Origin of the sequence: Bacillus cereus group sp. BfR-BA-01309 (assembly GCF_022664315.1) — a bacterium.
GTDB lineage: Bacteria > Bacillota > Bacilli > Bacillales > Bacillaceae_G > Bacillus_A > Bacillus_A mobilis.
The window spans coordinates 249,963-267,262 of the sequence record NZ_JAKUHE010000003.1 but is presented as its reverse complement, the minus strand read 5'-3'; the positions used below and the strand labels follow the sequence as shown (position 1 = coordinate 267,262).

The window sequence follows — 17,300 nt, the reverse complement described above, 5'->3', positions numbered from 1 at the left end:
TAAGTGATATCCTTTTTGTTTTCCCTTCTTGAACACGAGATATAAACTACAAAAAGATGCCGTTCAAAAATATGGAACAACACCTTTCCATCTCCATTCACGGTTACAATACAATAATCCCAATTTCATTTTTTCTGTTTTGAGCATTTTTTGTTTATAATGGTAAAGGAAAGAAATATGTGTACGGAGGAATATTATGCTGCAACACTCAATTACGAAAGATGAAATTATGATGATTGCGAATGAGTTCGTTCAAGGACTAGATCCACAGCAAACAGCTGATCAGGAACATGTCGCTACAGCTCGGCACCTATATCGTAGTGGTTTTGTCTACAACGTTGACTTTGATGGTTATACGCTATCAGGAACTGTAGATGCTACAGGCAGCGTATATAGCGTCCATATCCCGATTCGTAACGTCGCTGAAAGCTATTGCGATTGCTTCGCACCAACACAATGTGAGCATATGCTCGCTGTGTTACTATCTGCAGCATCTAGTTTCGGGCAAGTAGGAGATGTATTAACTTTATTTAAAAATAATACGAAACCTTCCCTTCCTCCTATTCGAACTGCAAGACAAGTATTGCAATCATCAGCTTTTGAAGAAACGGATTATAAAAGTTGGCAATCATATTTTGATAACGAATATGAATCATTTAAAAAAGAACAAGCTCGGCTTACTTATAAACAAATGTATTTTCTTATGAGTATTTTTACGGACTTCTATACGAAACTCGAGCGGAAAGCTCCGCGCATTGTTGCGATACATGAGTTGTTCAGGCTACACGCAGCGCTTTATTGCTTTCAAAAATTACTAGAAGAGATTCAGGACTTCGAAGCAAATAAAACGTATTCTTATCACCAGCCTGTTAACGTCGTTCGCTTATTTGTAGATAAAGTGGAATCCATCGTTCGGGACTTACAATCAGAAGCGATTCCTTCAGAGTCTGAAGCAATTTTGCAAGAAACAGCTCGTCTCGTTCACGAAGTCTTCTTCTCCACCGACGCCTATACACAAGAGAGATTTTTTATTTATCGTCACATATGGAGTGAACTCTTACACAAGAAAGAGCAACTACAAGAAGAAGAAAAGCGAATCGATACGAAAATTAATCCACTTTCCAAAGCATTAGCATCTTCTCATCTACTCTTTTTAAATGACGAAGACCTATTAGTGATGGACTTACTAAAGAAACAGCCTGCTTCTGTTGTAAGTCTATACTTCTATTGGTTAGAAGAGCTATTAAATACAATGCAGTGGGATCGTGCGAAAAACTGGCTTTCCTTTACGTATAAGCAAGTGAAGAAAACGATACATGAGCACGAAAATACAATTTTCATAAAAGATATCGTTCGCTTGTTTGTCATCATGTATGAAACGTATGCAACCCATACAAATGAACAAGCCGGACTCGAAATGATTTTACAAGAGCTATTACCATATAGTTTCGCAAACTATGAGCAATACGTACTCGCGAAAAAGCAATATCGTACATGGGCAGAACTTCAGCTCCTACATGGATTTGAAGCCATTGAACTTTTGAAAGAGCCTCTGAAAGATATTGAAAAGGAAGCACCAGAAGCGGCCCTTCCTCTTTATCACCTTGCTGCTACCGAGGCCATTGAAGAGCGAAATCGTAAATCATATAGACGTGCAGTTCGTTACTTAAAGAAATTACGTACATTATATAAACGACTAAAGCGTACTGATGAATGGGATGCTTTCATTATTCATATCGCAAACTTACATTCACGCCTGCGTGCACTACAAGAGGAATTACGGAAAGGAAAATTAATCGATGATCAATCAAACTGAAGTAACAATTAGGCTCCAGCACGTTAGTCAAGGTTGGTTCCTTTGGGGAGAAGATGACAGCGGTAATCCATTATCCGTAACAAGTTGGAAACGAAATGCATTTACATGGCACTCCACTTCCTTCTACGGCACGTTTCTAAAAGAAGCTACCTTTGAAGGAAAACAAGGTGTTATGCTAACAAACGCACAAGCATTTGAATACATCGCTAATAAACCGATGAACTCCTTTGCCCATATTCAAATAAATGGCCCTATTACAGCACTTACGGAAGATGCGAACGAATTATGGGATGCCTTCATCAGTGGTAGCTTCGTACCTGATATGGAGCGTTGGTCTCAGCAACCATCTTGGAAAGTTCAAAATACCCCAATCGAAGATGACACATTGGCATCTCTTTTCTCGACTGCGGTAAATGAAAGCATATTACAAGATAACCGTTCAAATGATGGATGGGAAGATGCCAAGAGACTTTATGAACATTACGACTTTACGAAAAGACAATTGGATGCAGCACTACATGAAGAAGATTGGCTTCGCAAAATTGGTTACATTGAAGATGACCTTCCCTTTACAATCGGACTACGGCTACAAGAGCCGCAAGAAGAATTTGAGATGTGGAAGCTTGAAACAATTGTTACACCAAAGCGCGGAGCACATCGCATATATGTATATGAAAGTATCAATTCTTTACCAAAACGATGGCACGATTATGAAGAGCGTATTCTTGAAACACAAGAAGGCTTCAGTAAGCTCGTACCGTGGTTAAAAGAAGACGAGATGTTCCGAAGTGAACTCTTTGAAACAGAAGCGTGGAACTTCTTAACGGAAGCAAGTAACGAATTACTCGCCGCAGGTATTACGATTTTACTACCATCATGGTGGCAAAATTTAAAAGCAACAAAACCAAAATTACGTGTACAGCTGAAGCAAAATGCTACGCAAACACAATCTTTCTTTGGCATGAATACGCTCGTTAATTTTGACTGGCGCATTTCAACGAACGGCATTGATTTATCCGAAAGCGAATTTTTCGAACTCGTTGAACAAAACAAACGGTTATTCAATATAAATGGTCAATGGATGAGACTGGATCCAGCCTTTATTGAAGAAGTACGAAAGCTCATGAACCGTGCCGATAAATATGGACTCGAAATGAAAGATGTCCTTCAGCAACATTTATCAAACACTGCTGAGGCAGAAATTGTAGAAGAAGATAGTCCATTTACCGATATTGAAATCGAACTAGATGGATATTATGAAGAGCTATTCCAAAAACTATTGCACATTGGAGAAATTCCAAAAGTAGATGTCCCTTCTGCACTAAACGCAACACTCCGTCCATATCAACAACATGGCATTGAGTGGTTATTATATTTAAGAAAGCTTGGATTCGGAGCATTATTAGCTGACGACATGGGACTTGGAAAAAGTATTCAAACGATCACTTACTTACTATATATAAAAGAGAACAATCTCCAAACAGGCCCTGCTTTAATCGTGGCACCGACATCTGTTCTTGGAAATTGGCAAAAAGAATTTGAGCGTTTCGCACCAAATTTACGTGTTCAGTTACATTATGGAAGCAACCGAGCGAAAGGCGAATCATTTAAAGACTTCCTTCAATCAGCAGATGTTATATTAACATCTTATGCATTAGCTCAGCTTGATGAAGAAGAACTTAGTACGTTATGCTGGGATGCTGTTATTTTGGATGAAGCACAAAATATTAAAAACCCACATACAAAACAGTCAAAAGCAGTACGAAACTTGCCAGCAAATCACAAAATCGCTTTAACTGGTACACCGATGGAAAACCGACTTGCCGAACTTTGGTCTATTTTCGACTTCATTAATCATGGATATCTCGGCAGCTTAGGACAATTCCAGCGACGCTTCGTCTCACCAATTGAAAAAGACCGTGACGAAGGAAAAATCCAACAAGTTCAACGTTTTATCTCGCCGTTTTTACTGCGCCGAACGAAGAAAGATCAAACCGTCGCATTAAACTTACCAGATAAACAAGAACAGAAAGCTTACTGTCCACTTACTGGCGAACAAGCTTCCTTATATGAACAACTTGTTCAAGATACATTGCAAAATGTAGAAGGATTAAGTGGGATTGAAAGACGTGGATTTATATTACTCATGCTGAACAAGCTCAAACAAATTTGTAATCACCCTGCTCTTTATTTAAAAGAAACAGAACCAAAAGACATCATCGAACGTTCCATGAAAACGAGTACGCTAATGGAACTCATTGAAAATATAAAAGATCAAAATGAAAGTTGTTTAATCTTCACACAATACATCGGTATGGGGAACATGCTAAAAGATGTGTTAGAAGAACATTTCGGTCAGCGCGTTCTCTTCTTAAACGGTAGTGTACCGAAGAAAGAACGAGACAAAATGATCGAGCAGTTCCAAAACGGAACGTATGACATTTTCATCTTATCGTTAAAAGCAGGTGGAACTGGCTTAAACTTAACCGCTGCCAACCATGTCATTCACTACGACCGTTGGTGGAATCCAGCTGTAGAAAATCAAGCAACAGACCGTGCATATCGCATTGGTCAAAAACGCTTCGTTCACGTTCATAAGCTTATTACAACGGGGACACTCGAAGAAAAAATTGATGAAATGTTAGAAAGAAAACAATCATTAAATAACGCCGTCATTACAACCGATAGTTGGATGACCGAACTATCTACAGATGAACTAAAAGAATTGCTTGGTGTATAAAGTGAAACTTTAATCAGTGGGGGGTTTGTTCAGCCCCCACTGATTATCAGCCCTCACCAATCGGGCTTTTATGGGCAGTTGTCCCCTACCTAACCTCTGTGCTTTCGCTGAATTTTGAGGTGGGGGTCTTACTGCCCGGCGAATAGCGGGATAAACAAAAGGAGCTAATCTCAAAAGATTAGCTCCTTTTTCTATTCCAAAACCAATTGCTTATTATAATTCCTGTTAATCCGCCGCACGTATCCAGTAATGAATCTTGCCACATCGGTGTACGGTCTCCTGTAAACCATTGATGAATTTCATCAAATGTTGCATATCCCGCGACGAAAAGAAGGGCGTATATAAAACACCGCTTTCTCGAATAACCTGATCGATGAAAAGCATAATACGTCAATGAACCGAGCATAAAGAACACCATAAAATGAGCACCTTTACGAAGGAAAAACTCAACAAATCCGCCTACACCTTTGTTTGCAATGCTAACAGGTGTACCACCACCATAATCGATAGATACCCATGAGAAATGCTCTTTCACAAACTCAACATTTACATATTGTTCAATATCCGAACGCATATCCTGCTTTTTATATGGTTGTGCCGAGGAATAGAAAATCAACCCCATCCATAGTAAAACAGGAATCCAAAATAACCATTTACGATTCATTCTTCCGAAACCCCTCTCTTAGTCTTTTAAGCGTACCAAAAAAAAGAATAAATTTCACGCCAAAACATGACATTCATGCCCTATTTATAAAGTGAAAGGGGGTGATAAACATGGCAGTCGAAACAATCGTAATGGACTTAACTTTACGTCTTGTCTTAAACAGTGGATTAGATAAGAACGGAAAACCAGTTTTCAAGAACAAACAATTTAAGCGTGTGAAAACAAACGCAAACTTAGAGCAAGTACAAAACGTAGCACGTGCTCTTGCTTCTGTACAAGCATCACCGCTTCACGCTATACAACTTGTTAGCACATCAGATCTTTCTAACCTATAAAGTGAAACTTTAATCAGTGGGGTTTTCATCCCCCGCTGATTATTAGCCAACACCAATCACGATGCCCGCATATAGCGGGATAAATAAAAAGGAGGAAATAACATATGCAAGTACTAGAATTAATTTTCGCAAAAGAAGATGGAAAAACAGTTGTTTTTTCCATCGAAAAACCTATCACACCCGTTGATGCACAAGTCGTAAATCAAGTAATGGATACCATCCTTGCCTCATCTGTATTTTCATCAATTAATGATAATACTCGAAAAAAAGGAGCCCGTCTTGTAGGAAGGAATGTATCTGAAGTTCCCATTACTCTATAAATGAAAAAGACGAATCTGCATCATTTTGCAGATTCGTCTTTTTTCTTCGGCATTTCAATCGGAATAAAGATTTTTGAAAAACCGACGCATACATATTTATAGTGCTCTTCGCCTATATCAAACTCAGTCTTATATGTTGAGAAGAATATATAATCATCTCGCTTCGTATAATGATCGATTAACAACCCAACTTGTGGCTCAACATATTTTTTCGCCAACTTCTTACCAGCTGATGCTAGATCGCCAAGGAGACCCTCTTCATTCTCTTTTTGAACTTCGTCTAGCTTCTTACTTACATCATTACGTTTCATAAACTGCTTCGCTGCCCAGTCCGTATATTCACCTTTACTCGGATTACTATTTGCTAAATATACTAGAAGAACAACAACTAGAGCCATAATAATATACCTTTTCTTCATACTATCTCACCGCCTACTCTTTTCTATTTTCATATATATGTACAAGCGATGCAAATTAGAAAGACTAACATCTATTGATTGTAAACGAATAGCCAAAATTTACAATACAAAACAAAAGATTAACAATTGTTTTACTTAATTCGTATATAATGATATTTATAACGACATTTCATAGGGGAGGACTCGAAGTTATGAACAATGAAAATGATATTTTTATTTCTAATTCTACAATGATGTTAGAGCCTTACAAGCACCCTTATTATCAAACAAAAATAATCGAAAGTAGCGGGAACCATCTCTACTCCTGTCAAACTGCTCTCCAGCTCATCAAGAAATCTTGTCTAACCAATGTTCACTCTACTTATCAAGGCAGACGTAAAGCAGTCCAAACAAACTTTCATTTCAAACAAAATGTCCCAATTCCAATTAATCATCGAGAATATATTTGTGCTTTCCCGACAGAATCTCCTTCTTCTCCAAACTGTATATGGCTGTTTTATAACCATATAGATGACATAGAGTTTTTCAAAAAGAGTAAAAAAGCTAATATTCATTTTTCAAATGGTACTACTACAACAATACATATCAGTCCTCATAGGTTAAAACAACAATTATTAAAAGCTGGATACGTATTATCACGTATGAACATGCAAGATTCACTACAATTTAAAAACCTCTTACTACATTTACTACCTTAACATAATAAGTAGAATGGAAAGCAATATCCCTTGCCTTCCATTCTTATGATAATATTTATCCTCTTAAGCTATTTCGCATTTTCTCAAGTGCTTGCCGATACATCCACCTCACTTGATAATAAGTCATTTCCATCTCACTAGCGATTTCTCCCATCGTTTTCCCTACAAAAAATCGTTCAAAAATAATGTACTTCTCCTTCTCATCTAATACACTCATAAAATCCTTCGCTTTCATTTCAATATCTTCAAAGTGGAAGATATCCTCATACTCTCCTACACATACACACTTTTCTTGCACTGCAAACTCTTTCTTCAACCTTTCTAATATATACCCCCGCACAGTTACAACTGCATATGCTGGGAAACTTCCTTTCTCCGCATCAAATCTTTCATACGCATACCAAAGACCAATTAAACCACATTGATAATACTCTTCATGATCTTGGTAAATACCCAACTTCTTAATTTGATTTACAATCATTCCTTCATACAAAACAACCGCCTCTTTAAAAGTTTCTGGTTTCAAACAGTACCCACTTCTAAAAGGTATACCTCTTTGTTATTCCGCCGGTACCTCCACAATATAAAAATAAAGAAGCGATTTCACTGTGAGTAATTTCAAATACTACCGCCAAAATTTGAAATTACACACAGTAGAATTTGAAATTCTGTTGGTCGTATTTGAAATAAGGGTAAAAATAAAAAAGGTGACTCTCGGGAGAGCCACCTTTTAGTCCAATCATATTATACCGGCAAACCTGGTAAAAACTTTGCCATCAATACAACAATCGCAGCTAAGAATACCGCCTTAATAATGAATAAAACGATAATTGGAATAGCTGCTTTCACTTTACTTAATCCTGCTGTAACTTGTAATCCTAACCAAATTAAAATTAAATTCCATAAATAGAACAATTCAATTGTATTACCAATTCCATATCCAAGTGAACCTTGATCGAATAGTGGTCCTAAACTTGTATACGCAGTTGGTCCAGCACCTAAAATTAAAGCTATAACACCATTAATAAGTCCACCAATAACAACAACAATATCCGCGTATACAATAATCATTACTATTTTTTTATAAGAAGTATCATTCCCGTAAAACATCATAAACACTTTATAAATAGCTGCAACAACGAATGTTGCGATCATAACACCTACTATTCCCCATATCGTACTAGAAATTACACTTGATACAATCGAGCCCTGTTCTGCAAGTGCACCACCTAATTTCTTTTGCATTTCAATCATCTCAGGTGATGTATACGTAATATACGAATTTAAACCACCTACAAGTCCTTGTAATAGTGCCACTATGAAGAACATACCCCAAACTTTCTCAGTCGTCTTCATTCTCTCAAACTGTAAACCAGGAGAAGTAATCATTCCAAACAATGATGGCTTCTCTCCACCAGCTTTTTGCGTATTAATATTCGCTTCCATTATAACGCCTCCTTCTATTTATATAACCCGTTCTAACGGGCGGTTCACTTCCTCATATGAGGCTACGAACCGCCCACTAGAACGGTAATGTGTAGTTCTACTACACTATTAATTATTCATAACGTAATGCTTCAATTGGATCTAATTTCGCAGCCTTATTCGCTGGAATTAATCCAAAAATAATACCAAGTGTCATAGAGAACAGTACGCCTCCAACGACAACTTCCCATGAAACGAGTGGTGGCCATTTTGCAAATGTGGAAACGATATAGGCCCCGCCATATCCAAGACCAATTCCGATCAAACCACCTAGAAGTGTTAACATAACTGCTTCAATTAAAAACTGTAATAAAATTTTACTACGTGTTGCCCCAAGCGCTTTACGTATCCCAATTTCGCGCGTACGCTCTGTTACAGATACGAGCATAATATTCATAACACCAATACCACCAACGACTAGTGAAATACCAGCGATACCGCCGATGATCATTGTCATGATGCCTGTGACTTTAGAAACATTTTCTTGGAATTCTTTTAAGTTCACCAGTTCATATTTACCTGGAATTTCACTTGGCTTACGACTATTTAATACATCAACAGCTTTTTTTCCTGCTGCTTCTAGGTCATCTACATTTTTAGCTTGAATTGCGATATTTTGAATATCATCTGTTCCGTATAAAACAGGCCATAACGTAAGAGGGATTAACGCTTCTTCCATTTCAAATCCCATAAACTCATTATCAGATTTATACACACCAATAATTTGCATTGGCTGTCCCTTCATCTCAATAATTTGTCCAACTGGGTTTACATCCTTAAATAATGTTTCCTCTGTCTTTGTACTAACCATCACAACATTATTTGCATGAGTAATATCTGATTCACTTAAAGTACGTCCCTTTACAACCTTTACTTTATTAACCGCAAAATATTCATTATCAAGCCCAATAACATTCAGATTTGCTTTTTTATCATTTACATCAAGCACCTCTGAATTCTGGTTTGTCGTAATAACGTGTGAAACATCTTTCACTTGTTTTACTTCCAAAATATCCTCTTCCGTTAACTTCGGTATTTGAAATCCGCCCATAGCAAACTCATCATTAATATCTGCTTTAAATTGAATTGGCATCAGGTTATTACCACCAGAGCCTGCGAATTTCGACTTCAGCATCGCTTCCCCGCCTTGCCCAATTGCAACGACAGTAATAATAGAACCAACACCGATAATAATACCGAGCATCGTAAGAGCTGAACGCAGTTTATGAGCTAAAATAGAAGATAGGGCAATTTTTATACTATCTAGTAAACTCATACCGCACACCTTCTATCTTCTGTAATTTTTCCATCTCGCAGTACAATGCGGCGGGAAGAATACGCTGCTACTTCCTCTTCATGCGTAACCATAACAATCGTTGTACCTTCTGCATTTAGCTTCGTGAAAATATTCATAACTTGCTCACCAGACTTCGTATCAAGCGCACCAGTTGGCTCATCGGCCATAATGAACGTTGGGTTATTCGCAATCGACCTTGCAATCGCTACACGCTGCTTCTGTCCACCTGATAATTCATTCGGCAGATGATGAACCCTATCTGACAAACCGACTTTACCAAGCGCTTCTAGAGCCCTTTGACGACGCTCTGCTTTCTTCACGCCACCGTATACGAGCGGAAGTTCAACATTTTCTACTGCTGAAAGACGCGGCAGCAAATTAAAGTGCTGAAACACAAAGCCAATATATTCATTACGAATTAAAGCAAGCTTTGACTCATCTGCTGTTAAGATATTCACATCATTCAGCATATATTCGCCTTCTGTTGGACGATCTAAACAACCGATAATGTTCATAAGCGTTGATTTACCAGAACCAGACGGTCCCATAATCGAAACGAACTCACCACTTTGAATCGTTAAACTAATATCATGTAAGATCGGCACTGCCAATTTTCCTTGATAATACGTTTTAGCAATATTATTTAACGTAATCATTTCTCTTTCACTTCCATTCCGTCATACACATCGTCGGAAGGATTTTTAACCACCTTTTGCCCCACTGTTACGCCTTCAGTAATTTCTGTCCAGTCTCCATCAGTAGAACCTTTTTTCACATTTTGTTTACGAAGCTTTCCTTTATCCTCAACATAAACAAATGCATCATCAGCTTTTTCTACAATACTCTTAGTCGGAACAGCAATCATCGTCTTATTCTCTAAATTTACTTGCAGAGAAACGTGATAACCTGGAGATAAACCATCTTGACTATCAAGACTTGCTTTATATGTATATTGGGACATATTTTGAGTCGCTTCCCCCATACCGCCTGCTTGAGCCATCTCTGTACTCGTTGGGAATTCACTTACTTCTGTAATCTTACCAGTCCACTTCTTCTTACTATTTGCTTTCGCAGTAACAGTAAATGTTTGATCTGGTTGAATTTGTGACTTCTGAAGCTCAGTTAACGTCCCTTGCACTTGGAATGGATCTTTAGACGCCACTTGTAAAAATGCTTTCCCTTGACCACCTAACGCTTGAGATGAACTTTGCGCCGCATCTTTATCTAACTTTTGAACGACACCAGTAAAATTACTATAAATCGTAAGCTCTTTCTGCTTTTTACTTAATTCTTCTTTCTGCAACTTCCCTTTTTCTTTCTCAAGATCCGTTGTCTTTTGCGCCATCTCTAACTCACTTACTTGCTCGTCCATCGGATCCGTTACTTCTTTCCCAGCTCCGCTATCCTTTGCCTTCTTAATTTCTTTTTTCAACGAATCAATCTTCTTCTTCCCTTGATCATAACGCATATCCGCCATCTTCTGATCAAGCTCAGCTTGCTTCATTTGCAAATTAATCTCTTCATTATCATAAGAGAATAACTTCGCACCTTTCTCAACCTCTTGTCCTTCTTTTACCTCAATATCTTTCACTTTTCCTTTAGTTGGATCTGCATAAAAACTTTCAATATTCCCAGGCTTCACCTGACCAGAAATTAATTTCGTATTATTAAGCTTTCGCTCCGTTACCTTCTCAAAGCTCACAGCATCAGCAGATGTTGATGCTCCTTTCTTCTTGCCTTGCATAATAAAAATATTAACTGCTGCTACAATAACAATTAGTGCAATAACCCCGATAATAATCCACTTCTTCTTCTTGTTTGGAGTACGAACCGTATTTGGTATCATTTTCTCGCTCCCTTTATAACTTAATAGTTTAATATAAAAATTGTATAAAACTTTCTGAAAACAGATTACATATTATTACATTATTTTTACAAAGTTTTACACATCCATTTATATTGTAACAAAAATTCCAATGATTAGAAATATGACATATTGTCTTTTAAGATAGATTTAAGGAAAGATTATATTAATATAAGAAAAGCCATCCAACATGATAATTGGATAGCTTTTCGAACAAAATATTATGCAGCTTTAGGAGCGTTTCTCTCATGTCCACGTTGAACGATGAACAAGAAGATTGTTGATAAAATTGCACCTGTTAATAGTAAGATGAAGCAGCCGTCCCAGCCAGAACGATCAACAATAACACCGATTGCTGCGTTTGCTACAAGACTTCCACCTACATAACCGAACAGACCACACATACCAACTGTCGTACCTACTGCAAATTTCGGTACTAATTCCATCGCACTTAAACCGATTAAGAACTGTGGTACATAAATTAAACAACCGATAATAGAAACTGCAATACTTACAACAAGTATGCTAGTTGCTTGCCAATATACAAACGTACCAATAACAACTCCGACCATACTAATGATACATAATGGCATACGTTTTCCTTTAAATAATTTATCACTTAAAAGACCAACGATTAATGAACTTGGAATTGCCATACCTTCAAAAATTGCGTACGCCGCGTGTGCTTCATTTTTTGAGAAACCTTTAACTGTCGTTAAATAAAGTGGAACCCAGTTAATAACACCGAAGCGAATTAAATAAACAAATGCATTCGCAATACATAAGAACCAAACAAATTTATTTTTCACTACATATTTCATTAAAATTTCTTTTGGTGACATCTTGTTAGCATGATCTGCTTTTTCAAGATTCTCATAGTCATTACGATACTCATCAATTGGAGGAAGACCTTCTGATTCTGGTGTATCCTTCGCATTAATCCAGACAAGAACTGAAATTACCATTGCGATAATCGCTGGGAAAATAAATACGCCGCCTTGCCAATGATTTTCACCAAAAATAGCTACACCAATTCCAACAAGTGGTGGCACAAGCATTCCGCCAACGTTATGTGAAATATTCCAAATACCTGTTTTCGTACCACGTTCTTTCTTTGAGAACCATTTCGTCATAACGATACTACAAGGTGGTGCTCCCATACCTTGTACAATACCATTTAGAACAAGTAATGTAACAATCATTCCAAATGACGATGCAAAACCGAAACAAATATTTACAAGCCCTGATAAGAATAAACCGACTGCGATAAAGCGCTGGGCGAAAGCTTTATCTGACAAATTCCCCATAAAGAACTTACTAAATCCATAAACAATTGCCATGATTGAACCTAGTAGTCCAATTTCAGCTGTACTAAACCCATATTCTTGTACTAAATACGTACTAGATAACGTAAAGTTACTACGAACTAAATAATAAGCAGCATACCCAACTGAAATTCCCATCAATACACGGATACGTAGTAATCGATATACACGGTCGATCATATCCGCTGGCAATCTCTCAATTGCAGGTGCTGGCTTAAGCCATTTAAACATATATTTTCGTCTCCTTTTCTCACTTCTGAGAGAGACGCTGTCTATTCCATATCTCGATTATTCCACTATTTGATATATTTTTGTTTGTTCTTCTAACCGGCTGTCCTTCAATTTCTTTCTCGTTCTTCGCAAACATTGTTGGTACGCCAAACGAAACCTTTTCTAAAATGTGACCCGCTTCTTCTGATAAACAATAATCAATAAATAAATCCGCAATAATACCATTCGGTGCACGTTTTAGTTTCGAAATCGCATTAACAGATAACCCTGTTTGCTCAGGTACAATACTTACAATTGGAAAGCCTTGTTTTTGAAGCATTCTCTGATCTCCCATGAAATTGATGCCTACCATATACTCACCACTCGCAACTAGTTCTACTGGCATGTAACCATTTACCGTTACTTCACCAACTTGCCCTGCGAGACTCTTCACATATGCTTTTGCTTCCTCTTCACCTACAGTATCAATAAGTGATTGAAAAAACGTATATGCTGTTCCTGATACATTTGGATCTGGCATCACAATCTTTCCCTTATATACTGGATTTAATAAATCTTTCCACCTTGATGGATAAGGAAGTCCGAGCGGTGCTATTTCTTCATTCCACCGCTCTTTATTGATCGCAATTGCCAGTTTCTCCACTTCATAACCGTACCAATAACCGTCTTTATCTTTAACAGTTTTTGAAATACGATTCGCATGCTGACTCGTAACAGGAATAGATAGATTTTTTTGTTTCATCATTTGATGCGCATCTACCGTACCGCCAATAATAATATCCGCTTTCGGATTTCCAGCTTCCTCTTCTACCCTCCGAAGAAGCTCTTCTGTCGAAAGACGAATAAATTCATACGTACAGCCGCGCGGTTTACAAAATGATGAAAGCAAAGCTTCACCCACTTCCTCACGAGCTGCTACATACGCAACAAGATGACGATTCTCCAAAATAGGGAGACCATTTTTATTATATTTAATAGAGGTTGTATCTCGAGAGCAACTAGACATCGCTCCTCCAATTACTAGCAAAAAGAAGAAAAAGGCTATCTTTCTCATGACACATTCTCCTTTACAAATAAATTTGCGAGGGAGCTTTTCATATACATGACATTCCCATTATTATCACCAAGATATTGCACAACAAAGTACGATGGATATACAGAAATAGTAAGAATGTCTTCTCGCTCATTCTTTATACGCTTTCCTGTTTTATAAGCAGTAATATAAGCAATCGGTTCATTCTGTGATTGTAATAATTTCTGTATTTCTCCGTAATCTGTAATTTGCTTTGCGTACCGAATCGAATCAAGTATGTGCGTAAGATTCATCGCACGTTCTACATCACCTTGGCGCACTATGACATCCTGCGCTGACGCAAAAAAATCACTAATACGTTCTGGCGTGTAATACAGGCTTAACAAATACGTTTGAAATGCTGAAATCATTGGGTCCGTACCATTCTTTCCGTACATATCAGCCCCGTACTGGAACAAGTCACCTACTGCAAAAGTACGTTTATGTCCGTTCAAGTACGTTACTTCTCCAGTAAATACTTGTTCTTGACTCTTAGCTTCTCTCGGTTCTATTTGAATTCGGTCAAAGAATGAAACAATGGTATGCAAACGAACTTCATCCGTTATAACAATTTCTCCCCACTTTTCATGCCTAACCTTCATTTCAGTAGGCAGGGATTCATTCACTCTTTGTAAAACAGTTTGTTTGTCATTCACTATTGTGATTCGATTGTATATTTGCTTCTCCATCACATAAAACAAAATAAGAGAAACGATTATACAAAGGACAAACATAAGAATTTGAAATGATAGCCTTTTCATTTCTGCCTACCTCCAAGATAAAAAAACGTTGTTTCGAAAATACCGCATAATTGTTTCATAAATGTATCATTTAACCGCTTTCAAGTTTTTTATGTCTTCCATCCGTCTCGGAAGCAAAAATGTAATAAATATTGTAGTTCCTACCTCTTCACTACTCTCAATTCGCATACTTCCGCCCTGCTTATTCATAATCTCCTGACAAATATACAAACCGTAACCATTCCCGTAACTAGAAGGAAGTACCTTCCCTTCTGGCGATTCATTCCACTCTGCAAGCACCCCTTCATCTATACCAATGCCATCATCATGAACAAAAACCTTCGCCTCACGTTCATTTACAATTACATTCATACGAATTTGCGTAGCATCGCTATATTTTATCGCATTATCAAGCACGTTTAAGAAGATTTGTTTCGTCTTATCAAAATCCGCAACAACATGTACATCTGTTAACTCATTTATCACTTCAATCTCAAATTTCTGCAGGCGAGGTTTCACAATTGAAACTGCTTCTTCTGCTAATTCCTTTATGTTCACAACTGTAGGTGACACTTCAAACGTACTCGTCCCGTACTTTGAAGACTTAAGTAATTCTTCCACAAGTGATAATAAACGCTCACTCTCTACAGCTACATAACGCAGGCTCTCCTGTACATCTTCCTTCGCCTTTAACTTCGGAATTAAATCCACATAGCCAATAATCGCAGTTAGCGGCGTTTTTAGCTCATGCGTAATACGGTCTAAGAAATCTTTCTGCTTCTCTTTCTCCTCTTTCAATTGCTTAATATGCAATTCAATTCCATCGGCCATCGCATTAAAAGATGATGAAAGCTGAGCAATTTCCACATATTCATTTAGCTCAATCTTGCTTTTATAATCCCCATTCGCAAGCCGCTTTGCCATTTGTCTTAACTGATCAATCGGCTTATGCAGAGACTTCGCCAAACGAATTGCAAAGAAAATACCCGTAGCTACGAGGCAAAGAGACGTCATTAAAAACGTCCAACCGACATTTGTTAAAACTTCCTTCTCACCCGTTAACTCATTTATAAAACGAACACTTCCAATGACATCGTTTCCATAATACACTGGGCTTGAAAACAAAAGAATTGGAGCTGGATCTCCCTCTTCAAAAACATACGATTTCTTCCCCTTCAAAGAACTCGCAATATCGATATTTCGATGAAGAAGTGCTCCTTTTTGCGTATCCGCCACAACATCTCCATTCTTCCCGATCATCTGTACACGTACATCCATGCGCTTCGCTAAATACGAAGCAATTAAAAGCGAATTTGGACCGAGCGTCTCGACCTCTGCTTCCTTCTCTAAATAATTCATCGTATAAATTTGTGCTTCTACACTTAACTTTTCTAAAGAATTTGCCGCGTTATGATACATATTCTTTTCTAACGTAATATAAACAACTGCGTACAAAAGAACAAAAATCGGGATTAACAGTCCAACTATTCCAAACACCATATTTCTTTTTAAAGACATACCATCACCACTTAACAATCCAGTTTATAGCCGACGCCATAAATTGTCTTAATATATTCCCCGCTATTCCCTAACTTCTTCCGCAGCCTTTGCACCATAATATCAACCGCTCTCGTATTTCCGATATACTCAAATCCCCATACTTTCTCAAGTAACTCATCTCTCATAAATACACGCTGCGGATTGGAAACAAACAACTGACATAAATTAAACTCTCGGTACGTTAACTGAATTTCCTCTCCACTAACATGCACTTTTCTTTCCTTAGGACAAATCGTTATCTCCCCCGCCCCAATCACTTCATGACTTACTGTTACCTCCGTCTTCTTCACACGCCGCGTCATATTCTTAACCCGAAGAATAAGCTCCGCATAATTAAATGGCTTCGTCACATAATCATCTGCACCAAGCTGCAAGCCAAGCAATTTATCATTCATCTGACTCTTCGCAGTTAACATGAGCACTGGAATATCCCTATTCTTCTCACGGAACAAACGAAGCAACTCATACCCATCTGTATCTGGAAGCATAACATCCAAAATCAATACATCCGGTCCTTCATTCCATTTCTCTATAGCTTCTCTTCCATCAGCCGCCGTGAGCACTTCATACCCTTCCATCTCAAGCTGCATCCGAATCAAATTACGAATACTCGATTCATCATCAACTACAAGTATTTTCATCATTCTCCTCCTTCCACCCTGTATTATAAGTACATTTTAGTATAGCAAAAATCTTATAAAAAAAGAGAGGGGATTGTCGAACATATGTTGAAC

The 17,300-nt window shown here is 37.8% G+C and carries 17 protein-coding genes; 5 read left to right on the top strand and 12 right to left on the bottom strand.

Annotated features, from left to right (window positions below; translation table 11 throughout):
* Window positions 1-196: 196 nt before the first annotated feature.
* Both MR115_RS08370 and MR115_RS08365 read left to right on the top strand, forming a co-directional pair.
* Window positions 197-1,816, top strand: coding sequence for an SWIM zinc finger family protein (locus MR115_RS08370; protein ID WP_242240822.1), 1,620 nt, complete (start codon window positions 197-199; stop codon window positions 1,814-1,816).
* Window positions 1,800-4,556 carry a DEAD/DEAH box helicase gene (locus MR115_RS08365; protein ID WP_242240820.1) on the top strand — a complete coding sequence of 919 codons (2,757 nt, stop codon included), beginning with the start codon at window positions 1,800-1,802 and terminating at the stop codon, window positions 4,554-4,556. Before MR115_RS08370 ends, MR115_RS08365 begins: the two co-directional genes overlap by 17 nt.
* 178 nt (window positions 4,557-4,734) lie before the next feature.
* Here the strand turns inward: MR115_RS08365 and MR115_RS08360 are convergent, their stop codons facing one another.
* Window positions 4,735-5,220, bottom strand: a complete 486-nt coding sequence (locus tag MR115_RS08360; protein ID WP_016136054.1) for a VanZ family protein — start codon at window positions 5,218-5,220, stop codon at window positions 4,735-4,737.
* A 110-nt stretch (window positions 5,221-5,330) separates the two neighbouring features.
* On the opposite strand from MR115_RS08360, the gene MR115_RS08355 reads away from it, so the two are divergent.
* Window positions 5,331-5,555 carry a DUF1659 domain-containing protein gene (locus tag MR115_RS08355; RefSeq protein ID WP_242240818.1) on the top strand — a complete coding sequence of 75 codons (225 nt, stop codon included), beginning with the start codon at window positions 5,331-5,333 and terminating at the stop codon, window positions 5,553-5,555.
* A gap of 104 nt (window positions 5,556-5,659) precedes the next feature.
* Window positions 5,660-5,875 (top strand): DUF2922 domain-containing protein, encoded by a 216-nt coding sequence (locus MR115_RS08350; RefSeq protein ID WP_242240817.1) that lies wholly within the window; start codon window positions 5,660-5,662, stop codon window positions 5,873-5,875.
* Between the two features lie 20 nt (window positions 5,876-5,895).
* Here MR115_RS08350 and MR115_RS08345 read toward each other — a convergent pair whose 3' ends face one another.
* A complete protein-coding gene (locus tag MR115_RS08345) occupies window positions 5,896-6,294 on the bottom strand; it encodes a DUF4359 domain-containing protein (RefSeq protein WP_088022292.1) in 399 nt (132 codons plus the stop codon).
* A gap of 191 nt (window positions 6,295-6,485) precedes the next feature.
* Between MR115_RS08345 and MR115_RS08340 the strand changes: the two genes are divergently transcribed.
* Window positions 6,486-6,992, top strand: a complete 507-nt coding sequence (locus MR115_RS08340; RefSeq protein ID WP_088022288.1) for a competence protein ComK — start codon at window positions 6,486-6,488, stop codon at window positions 6,990-6,992.
* A gap of 55 nt (window positions 6,993-7,047) precedes the next feature.
* Here the strand turns inward: MR115_RS08340 and MR115_RS08335 are convergent, their stop codons facing one another.
* The 10 genes from MR115_RS08335 to MR115_RS08290 form a co-directional block, all read right to left on the bottom strand.
* Entirely contained in the window at window positions 7,048-7,518 is a 471-nt protein-coding gene (locus tag MR115_RS08335; RefSeq protein WP_242240815.1) for a sigma-70 family RNA polymerase sigma factor, read from the bottom strand.
* 218 nt (window positions 7,519-7,736) lie between these two features.
* On the bottom strand, window positions 7,737-8,438 hold the full coding sequence (yknW, locus tag MR115_RS08330) for a YknW family membrane protein (RefSeq protein ID WP_242240813.1): 702 nt from the start codon (window positions 8,436-8,438) through the stop codon (window positions 7,737-7,739).
* 112 nt (window positions 8,439-8,550) lie between these two features.
* A complete protein-coding gene (locus MR115_RS08325) occupies window positions 8,551-9,753 on the bottom strand; it encodes an ABC transporter permease (RefSeq protein WP_064460100.1) in 1,203 nt (400 codons plus the stop codon).
* Complete coding sequence (locus MR115_RS08320) at window positions 9,750-10,430, bottom strand: ABC transporter ATP-binding protein (RefSeq protein ID WP_048542605.1); 681 nt, start codon at window positions 10,428-10,430, stop codon at window positions 9,750-9,752. Before MR115_RS08320 ends, MR115_RS08325 begins: the two co-directional genes overlap by 4 nt.
* Window positions 10,427-11,620, bottom strand: a complete 1,194-nt coding sequence (locus tag MR115_RS08315) for an efflux RND transporter periplasmic adaptor subunit (RefSeq protein ID WP_242240811.1) — start codon at window positions 11,618-11,620, stop codon at window positions 10,427-10,429. The genes MR115_RS08320 and MR115_RS08315 overlap by 4 nt, the downstream gene beginning before the upstream one ends.
* A gap of 239 nt (window positions 11,621-11,859) precedes the next feature.
* Window positions 11,860-13,194 (bottom strand): MFS transporter, encoded by a 1,335-nt coding sequence (gene pgtP / locus MR115_RS08310; protein ID WP_061679382.1) that lies wholly within the window; start codon window positions 13,192-13,194, stop codon window positions 11,860-11,862.
* 19 nt (window positions 13,195-13,213) lie between these two features.
* Window positions 13,214-14,248, bottom strand: coding sequence for an ABC transporter substrate-binding protein (locus tag MR115_RS08305; protein ID WP_242240809.1), 1,035 nt, complete (start codon window positions 14,246-14,248; stop codon window positions 13,214-13,216).
* A complete protein-coding gene (locus tag MR115_RS08300; protein WP_098596680.1) occupies window positions 14,245-15,027 on the bottom strand; it encodes a DUF3919 family protein in 783 nt (260 codons plus the stop codon). The genes MR115_RS08305 and MR115_RS08300 overlap by 4 nt, the downstream gene beginning before the upstream one ends.
* 66 nt (window positions 15,028-15,093) lie before the next feature.
* On the bottom strand, window positions 15,094-16,524 hold the full coding sequence (locus tag MR115_RS08295) for a sensor histidine kinase (protein WP_242240806.1): 1,431 nt from the start codon (window positions 16,522-16,524) through the stop codon (window positions 15,094-15,096).
* An 11-nt stretch (window positions 16,525-16,535) separates the two neighbouring features.
* Complete coding sequence (locus MR115_RS08290) at window positions 16,536-17,207, bottom strand: response regulator transcription factor (RefSeq protein ID WP_242240804.1); 672 nt, start codon at window positions 17,205-17,207, stop codon at window positions 16,536-16,538.
* Window positions 17,208-17,300: the final 93 nt, after the last annotated feature.

Coding starts and splice junctions, on each gene's coding strand:
- MR115_RS08345 (WP_088022292.1), bottom strand. CDS start 6,294: ATGAAGAAAAGGTATATTATTATGGCTCTAGTTGTTGTTCTTCTAGTA.
- MR115_RS08370 (WP_242240822.1), top strand. CDS start 197: ATGCTGCAACACTCAATTACGAAAGATGAAATTATGATGATTGCGAAT.
- MR115_RS08295 (WP_242240806.1), bottom strand. CDS start 16,524: ATGTCTTTAAAAAGAAATATGGTGTTTGGAATAGTTGGACTGTTAATC.
- MR115_RS08325 (WP_064460100.1), bottom strand. CDS start 9,753: ATGAGTTTACTAGATAGTATAAAAATTGCCCTATCTTCTATTTTAGCT.
- MR115_RS08365 (WP_242240820.1), top strand. CDS start 1,800: ATGATCAATCAAACTGAAGTAACAATTAGGCTCCAGCACGTTAGTCAA.
- MR115_RS08340 (WP_088022288.1), top strand. CDS start 6,486: ATGAACAATGAAAATGATATTTTTATTTCTAATTCTACAATGATGTTA.
- MR115_RS08315 (WP_242240811.1), bottom strand. CDS start 11,620: ATGATACCAAATACGGTTCGTACTCCAAACAAGAAGAAGAAGTGGATT.
- MR115_RS08300 (WP_098596680.1), bottom strand. CDS start 15,027: ATGAAAAGGCTATCATTTCAAATTCTTATGTTTGTCCTTTGTATAATC.
- MR115_RS08355 (WP_242240818.1), top strand. CDS start 5,331: ATGGCAGTCGAAACAATCGTAATGGACTTAACTTTACGTCTTGTCTTA.
- MR115_RS08360 (WP_016136054.1), bottom strand. CDS start 5,220: ATGAATCGTAAATGGTTATTTTGGATTCCTGTTTTACTATGGATGGGG.
- yknW (WP_242240813.1), bottom strand. CDS start 8,438: ATGGAAGCGAATATTAATACGCAAAAAGCTGGTGGAGAGAAGCCATCA.
- MR115_RS08290 (WP_242240804.1), bottom strand. CDS start 17,207: ATGAAAATACTTGTAGTTGATGATGAATCGAGTATTCGTAATTTGATT.
- MR115_RS08350 (WP_242240817.1), top strand. CDS start 5,660: ATGCAAGTACTAGAATTAATTTTCGCAAAAGAAGATGGAAAAACAGTT.
- MR115_RS08305 (WP_242240809.1), bottom strand. CDS start 14,248: ATGAGAAAGATAGCCTTTTTCTTCTTTTTGCTAGTAATTGGAGGAGCG.
- pgtP (WP_061679382.1), bottom strand. CDS start 13,194: ATGTTTAAATGGCTTAAGCCAGCACCTGCAATTGAGAGATTGCCAGCG.
- MR115_RS08320 (WP_048542605.1), bottom strand. CDS start 10,430: ATGATTACGTTAAATAATATTGCTAAAACGTATTATCAAGGAAAATTG.